This is a genomic window from Cellulomonas bogoriensis 69B4 = DSM 16987, from assembly GCF_000767165.1.
Classification (GTDB): Bacteria; Actinomycetota; Actinomycetes; order Actinomycetales; family Cellulomonadaceae; genus Actinotalea; species Actinotalea bogoriensis.
The window spans coordinates 1-6,735 of record NZ_AXCZ01000151.1 but is presented as its reverse complement, the minus strand read 5'-3'; the positions used below and the strand labels follow the sequence as shown (position 1 = coordinate 6,735).

Genomic DNA, 6,735 nt, shown 5'->3' with positions numbered 1-6,735 from the left:
GTCGGCGCCGACGGTGACGCCAACAGCGCCATCGCGGTCGACCTGTCCTCCGCGAACGTCGCCACCGTCGCCGGCAACCTGACGGTCAGCACGTTCGACGGGACCGACTGGTCCACCGGTGCGGACCTGGACTTCAGCTCCCACGCCGGGGCCCAGGCGGCGATCACGGCGATCGACGCCGAGATCGGCAACGTGTCGCAGGCTCGTGCCGAGCTGGGTGCGTACCAGAACCGGTTCGAGCACACGATCAAGAACATCAACGTGGCGGTGGAGAACCTGTCCGCCTCCGAGTCGCGGATCCGTGACACGGACATGGCCTCGGAGATGGTGCAGTTCACCCGGGCGCAGATCCTGTCCCAGGCCGGCACCGCGATGCTGGCCCAGGCCAACCAGATCCCCCAGGGCGTCCTGTCGCTCCTGCGCTGATCCCACCAGCACCACCGCACGACCCGGTCGGCGGTGGGTGGGCCCACCCACCTGCCGCCGGCCGGTACGCACCACCGATGACATGAGACGAAGGAGGGACCGCCGCGATGGGCATGTTCGGCATCGACGGGTTGGCCAGCGGGCTGAACACGAGCAGCATGATCAACCAGCTCATGCAGGTCGAGGCCATGCCCCAGACCCTCCTGAAGCAGCGGCAGTCGACGCAGCAGTCGTTCGTCTCGGCCCTCCAGGGACTGAACACGAGGGTCGCGTCGTTGGCGGAGGCCGCGACCAAGGCCGCCAAGCCGGCGTCGTGGCAGGCGTACACCGCGACCGCGTCGGACACGTCGGCGACCGTGACCACCCACGGCAACGCCCAGCCCGGCAGCCTGAGCTTCAGCGTGGACGCCGTCGCCCAGAGCCAGATGAGCGTCTCGGCCAAGGTGCCCGACGACGGCTCCCTGCTCACGGGCGAACCCCCCGCGTTGACGGTACGGACCGCCGACGGGCAGTTCGTGACCGTGTCGCCCACGACGGGGTCCCTGAACGACATCGCGAAGGCGATCAACAACTCTCCCGAGACCGGTGTGCGCGCGACGGTGGTGCGGGTCTCCGGCACCGAGGCGGGCGCCGAGCCCGAGTTCCGCCTGCAGTTCACCGGCTCGAGCACCGGAACCACCGGGGCGTTCGGCGTGTACGCCGGGACCAGCGACCAGCTGGAGGGCCTGGACCCCGCAGCCCTGGCGACCCACCGCATCGACGGCAACCAGGTACGTGCCGCGACCGACGCCGTCGTGACCCTGTGGAAGGGCGTGGACGGGCTGGAGGAGCAGTTCGTCCAGTCGTCCAACACGTTCACCAACCTGATGACCGGCGTGGACGTCACCGTCAACGCGGTCACCGCCCCCTCGGACCCACCGGTCACGGTGACGGTCGCCCGCGACGACGAGGCCCTCACGTCGATGGTCTCCGGGGTCGTCGGGGCCCTGGGCGTGGTCCTGTCGGACATCGCCTCCCGCAGCGCGACGACCACCACCTCCAACGCCAACGGCGGCTCGACGGTGACCGGTGGCGTGTTCACCGGCGACTCCACGGTGCGCAACATCCAGAGCCGCCTCGCGAGCGCGATGTCCATGCCGGTGGGCGGTGAGTCACCCTCCGCCGTGGGGATCATGATCGGACGTGACGGCACCATCACCTTCGACAAGGAGGTCTTCGGCGCGGCCATGGCGGCCGACCCCGCCCGCACGCAGGCGATGGTGACCGAGATGGCCCAACGTGTGGCCGACGTGGCCTCCGGGTTCTCGGACAAGTACGACGGGACGCTGACCCGCAGGATCGAGAGCCAGCAGGGCCAGATCCGCAGCATGACCGACCAGATCGAGGGTTGGGACCGACGCCTGGAGCTGCGCCGGGCCAACCTGCAGCGCACCTACGCGGCGCTCGAGGTGACGTTGTCGAACCTGTCGTCGCAGTCCAACTGGCTCGCCGGCCAGCTGGGCTCGCTGCCGTCCTACAACAACTCCTGAGCCGAGGTCGCCATGAACTACGCAGCCCTGCGCAGCCGCTACGTCGACGACACCGTCGCGACCGCCAGCCCCGCCAAGCTGCTGACCATGTTGTACGACCGGCTCGTCCTGGACCTGCAGCGTGCCGAGTCCGCCCAGCGCGCCGCCGACCGTGCAGCGGCCGGGACCCACCTGACCCACGCCCAGGACATCGTCACCGAGCTCGCCTCGACCCTGGACGTCCAGGCGTGGGACGGCGCCAAGCAGCTGATGAGCGTCTACACCTTCCTGCTGACCGAGCTGATCGGTGCGAACGTCTCCGGCGACGCCGAGCGCACCGCCGCGTGCCGCGAGCTCGTCGAACCGTTGCGGGACGCCTGGCAGCAGGCTGCCCAGGAGCTCGCCGTGACGTCCACACCGCTGGAGCCCGCGGGCCTGGCGACGACCACCCGCGCACCTGGTGACCTCGGGGTGGGTTGAGGACGATGACCGACCCCACGCGTCGTACCGCCGGCCCTTCCCCGAGCGGGGGGCCCGGGCCCGAGCCCGGGTGGGACCAGGCGTGGGCGGAGGCGTTGGACGCGCTGGAGCTGGACGTCACCGCCGCTGAGCAGATGCTGACGATGGACCACATCGCCGACGACCCGCCCCGGGACCCGTGGGCTCCGCCGGCCGGGTTGGGTCCGCTTCCGTTGGCGCTGGCCGACCGTGCCCGCGCCGTCCTGGACCGTCAGCTCGAGGTGGGCCGCCGGCTGGCCGAGGCGGCCGACCTGAGCCGTCGCCACTCCCGCGCCGCGCAGGCGCTGCGTTCTGCCCCGCCGGCCGCGCCGGTGTACCTCGACACCCCGGCCTGAGCCGCGTTCACCCGGACGGGGGAACCGCGATCCTGATCGCGGAAAACCCTCACAGGGCCCGCCGCGGGGCCGATGAGGACCCCGAGCACGGATCGCTCGCCCCCCAGGCCACGGATCGGCCGCCCGAGAGAACCTGACCTGGGTGAGGTGTATCCGCAGGTGTTCGACTCCGTGACGTTCGTGGCGATGAACAGCGCCCTCGACGGCCTGGCGATGCGCCAGCGCGTGATCGCGAACAATGTCGCCAACCTCCAGACCCCCGGGTTCCTCGCCGGGCGGGTGTCGTTCGAGCAGTCCCTGGCCGACGCGGTCGCCGGCGGGCGCAACGGTGCGGTGACCCCCACCGTGAACCGGTCCCTGGAGCCCACGCGCGAGGACGGCAACAACGTCAACCTCGACACCGAGACGCTCCTCAACATCGACACCAACCTGCGCTACCAGCTCGCCACCCAGGCGATCGACGGGACCTTCTCCAAGATGCGCACCGCGCTCAGGACGAACTGAGGACGGCGGCCATGACGACCTTCGGAGCGATCGGTGTCGCCGGCACCGGCATGACCGTCTACCGCAAGTGGTTGGACGCCGTCAGCGACAACCTCGCGAACATGAACACCGTGCGCCCCACGGACGAGGCAGCCTTCCAGGCCCGTTACGTCCTGGCCCAGCAGATGGGCGGCACCGACGGCGGCGTCCAGGTCGCCGGCGTGGCGCTCGGCTCCGCCGAGGGACGTCTCGTGTTCGAGCCGTCGCACCCCCTGGCCGACGCCCAGGGCTACGTGCGCTACCCGGACATCGACATGTCCTCCCAGATGACCCAGCTGATCATGGCCCAGCGCGGCTACCAGGCGAACGCCGCCGTCGTGGACCGGGCCCGTGAGACCTACCAGGCAGCACTGCAGATCGGACGCGGCTGATGATCTCCCCTGTCTCGGGCGTGACCGACGCCCTCGCCCCCAGCCTCCTGGGCCCCCTCGGCGGTGCTGCGGCCCCCGCGACCACCGGGACGGCCGGCGGCGGCGGGGACTTCGGTGCCGCGATCGCCGGCGCGGTCGACAACCTGCAAGCCCTGCAGGCCACCTCCGACGCCCTGGCTGTCCGGGCGGTGACCGGTGACCTCGACGACGTCCACGACTACACGATCGCCTCGGCCCAGTCGAGTATGGCGTTCGAGCTGACCGCCGCGATCCGCAACAAGGCCGTGGACGCCTTCACCGAGATCATGAGGATGCAGGCCTGATGCCCGCCCAGATCAGCGGTCTGCTCGACCGCCTCAAGGCGCGCACGTCGGAGTTCACCGTCGCCCAGCGCACCATCGCCCTCATCGGCATCGCCGGGCTGGTCCTGGGCCTGTTCGCGGTCTCCGCGTGGCTCACCCGACCCTCCATGAGCCCGCTGTTCGCGAACCTCGGCTCGTCCGACGCCAGCGCCATCGTCGACCACCTGCAGTCCGAGGGCGTGCCCTACGAGCTGACCGACGGCGGGTCCACGATCCTGGTGCCCAACCAGCACCTGTACACGATGCGCCTGGCGGTCGCGGCCGCCGGCCTGCCCGCCGCGGCGGACGGTTCCGGCTACTCGCTGCTGGACGACATGGGGATGACGTCCTCGGAGTTCCAGCAGCAGGTCACCTACCAGCGGGCGCTGGAGGGCGAGATGGCCAAGACCATCAGCGCCCTCAACGGCGTCGAGAACGCGACCGTCCGCCTGGCACTGCCCTCGCAGAGCGTGTTCGTCTCCGAGCAGGCCGACCCGACGGCGTCGGTCTTCGTCCAGACGGCACGAGGTGGCGCCCTCGGCAACGACCAGGTCCAGTCGATCGTGCACCTGGTCTCCGCCGGCATCGAGGGCATGTCCCCCCAGGACGTGGCCGTCATCGACGCCGACGGCCGGGTCCTGTCCGCCGTGGGCACCGGCGGCACCGCCCTGCAGGAGGGCCAGACCTCCGACTACGAGCAGCGGGTCGCCGCCGGCATCCAGGCGATGCTCGACCCCCTGGTCGGTCGGGGCAACGCCGTGGTCACCGTCACCGCGGACCTCGACTACGACCAGGTCGCCCGCACCACCGAGACCTATGTCCCGGACGCCGACGTCCCACCGTTGTCGTCCTCGACCACGGTCGAGGAGTACACCGGCACCGGTGGCACGGGGGCCGGGGTCCTGGGCCCGGACAACATCGCCGTCCCCAACGGCGCGGAGAACAGCGGCGAGTACCGCAAGGAGTCCGAGACGGTGAACAACGCCCTGAGCCGCGTCACCGAGCAGACCACCACCGCGCCCGGAAGCGTGCGCCGCCAGGCGGTGTCCGTGGTGATCTCCGAGCAGGCCGGCGGCGGCCTGAACCTCGCCCAGCTCGAGGAGATGGTCACCGCCGCGGCCGCCGTCGACGTCGAGCGCGGTGACGTCGTGGCCGTGACCCGCATGAACTTCGACACCAGCGGGGCCGAGGCCGCCCAGGAGGCCCTCGCGGTCGCGGCCCAGCAGGCCGAGGTCGAGCAGACCGCCGCCCTGATCCGCAACGGCATCATCGCCGGGGCGATCCTCCTGGCCTTCATCCTGGCGATGATCGTCGCGGCTCGCCGCAGCCGGCGGGCGCGACGCGAGGCGATCGACCTGGGTGGGTTGGAGATCGTCGAGGAGCGCGAGCCCGAGGTCCTGGACGTCGTCGAGGAGGCCCCCGCACTGCCGGCGCCGAGCCCGATCGAGGTCGACGAGATGGCGGCGAAGCGTGAGGACATCATCGCCCTGGCGGCCGACCAGCCTGCCGAGGTCGCCGAGGCCCTGCGCGGGTGGCTGGCCGGGTCCCGCCGATGACCGCCGCGATGACCGCGATGCTCACCGGCACGCAGAAGGCCGCCCTGGTCCTCATCCAGATCGGGCGCGAGCAGGCCGCACGCGTGATGGCCCAGCTCGACGAGTCCGAGATCGAAGAGCTCACCACCGAGATCGCACGTCTGGAGCGCATCGACCCGGTCGTCGCCGAGAGCGTCCTGGACGAGTTCCACGAGACGTCCCTGGGGGGTCGGTCCTACGGCAGCCGCGGTGGCCTGGGGTACGCCCAGCAGCTGCTCGAGGCGTCGGTGGGCCGGGAGCGCGCCGCGGGCATGCTCGAGCGTCTGGCGACGTCGCTCCAGGGCCAGCCGTTCGAGTTCCTGCAGTACGCCGACGCCCGCCAGGTCGTCTCCCTGCTCTCCGGTGAGCACCCCCAGACCATCGCCCTGGTCCTGGCGCACCTCCGGGCCGACCACGCCTCGGCGATCATGACCGGCCTGCCGCCCAAGGTGCAGGGCGAGATCGCCCACCGCATCGCGCTCATGGAACGCGCCTCCCCGGACGTGGTCCAGGTCGTCGCCGAGACCCTGCAGCGCAAGGCCTCGGCGGTCCTGACCCCGCAGGAGATGTCGGCCGTGGGCGGTGTCCAGCCCCTCGTGGAGATCATCAACAGGGCCGACCCGACCACCGAGAAGCTCATCCTCGAGGGCCTGGAGGCCCGTGACGAGGCACTGGCCGACGAGGTCCGCAGCCGCATGTTCGTCTTCACCGACGTGGTGCTGCTCGAGGAGCGTGCGATCCAGCTGGTGCTGCGCGGCGTCGAGATGTCGGTCCTGGCGACCGCGCTCAAGGGCGCCGACGAGGAGGTGCGCGAGAAGATCCTGCGCAACCTGTCCGAGCGTGCCCGGGAGAACCTCGAGGAGGAGATCGAGCTCCTCGGCCCGGTGCGTCTGTCGCTGGTCGAGGACGCCCGCGCCTCGGTGGTGCAGGTCATCCGCAAGCTCGAGGAGAGCGGCCAGATCGTGATCCGCCGCGAGGGCGAGGACGAGTATGTCGCCTGAGACGATCACCACCTTCAGGCCCGCCGCGCTGGTCACCCCCCGCAACGCGGCCACCGACGACGCCGCCGAGCGCTCCCGCGCCGCCGGGTACGCCGCTGGCTGGGCCGCGGGAGCTCG

Annotated in this window: 9 protein-coding genes; all 9 read left to right on the top strand. The window is 71.2% G+C overall.

What is annotated here, in order from left to right:
* Nucleotides 1–426: flagellin (locus tag N869_RS11790; RefSeq protein WP_035061965.1), on the top strand; the 426-nt coding region annotated here is incomplete at its 5' end.
* Between the two features lie 107 nt (nucleotides 427–533).
* Nucleotides 534–1,955, top strand: a complete 1,422-nt coding sequence (gene fliD, locus N869_RS11785; protein WP_035061963.1) for a flagellar filament capping protein FliD — start codon at nucleotides 534–536, stop codon at nucleotides 1,953–1,955.
* Between the two features lie 12 nt (nucleotides 1,956–1,967).
* Nucleotides 1,968–2,414, top strand: coding sequence for a flagellar export chaperone FliS (gene fliS, locus N869_RS11780; RefSeq protein WP_035061961.1), 447 nt, complete (start codon nucleotides 1,968–1,970; stop codon nucleotides 2,412–2,414).
* A gap of 5 nt (nucleotides 2,415–2,419) precedes the next feature.
* Nucleotides 2,420–2,788: a hypothetical protein gene (locus N869_RS11775; protein ID WP_035061959.1), complete on the top strand. Its 369-nt coding sequence runs from the start codon at nucleotides 2,420–2,422 to the stop codon at nucleotides 2,786–2,788.
* Between the two features lie 159 nt (nucleotides 2,789–2,947).
* Entirely contained in the window at nucleotides 2,948–3,292 is a 345-nt protein-coding gene (locus tag N869_RS11770) for a flagellar basal body rod protein FlgB (protein WP_035061956.1), read from the top strand.
* 11 nt (nucleotides 3,293–3,303) lie between these two features.
* Nucleotides 3,304–3,702, top strand: coding sequence for a flagellar basal body rod protein FlgC (locus N869_RS11765; RefSeq protein ID WP_035061955.1), 399 nt, complete (start codon nucleotides 3,304–3,306; stop codon nucleotides 3,700–3,702).
* Complete coding sequence (locus N869_RS11760; RefSeq protein ID WP_035061953.1) at nucleotides 3,702–4,025, top strand: flagellar hook-basal body complex protein FliE; 324 nt, start codon at nucleotides 3,702–3,704, stop codon at nucleotides 4,023–4,025. Before N869_RS11765 ends, N869_RS11760 begins: the two co-directional genes overlap by 1 nt.
* Nucleotides 4,025–5,599 (top strand): flagellar basal-body MS-ring/collar protein FliF, encoded by a 1,575-nt coding sequence (gene fliF / locus N869_RS11755; RefSeq protein WP_035061951.1) that lies wholly within the window; start codon nucleotides 4,025–4,027, stop codon nucleotides 5,597–5,599. The genes N869_RS11760 and fliF overlap by 1 nt, the downstream gene beginning before the upstream one ends.
* An 8-nt stretch (nucleotides 5,600–5,607) precedes the next feature.
* Nucleotides 5,608–6,618: a flagellar motor switch protein FliG gene (fliG, locus tag N869_RS11750; protein ID WP_084137043.1), complete on the top strand. Its 1,011-nt coding sequence runs from the start codon at nucleotides 5,608–5,610 to the stop codon at nucleotides 6,616–6,618.
* Nucleotides 6,619–6,735 lie beyond the last annotated feature (117 nt).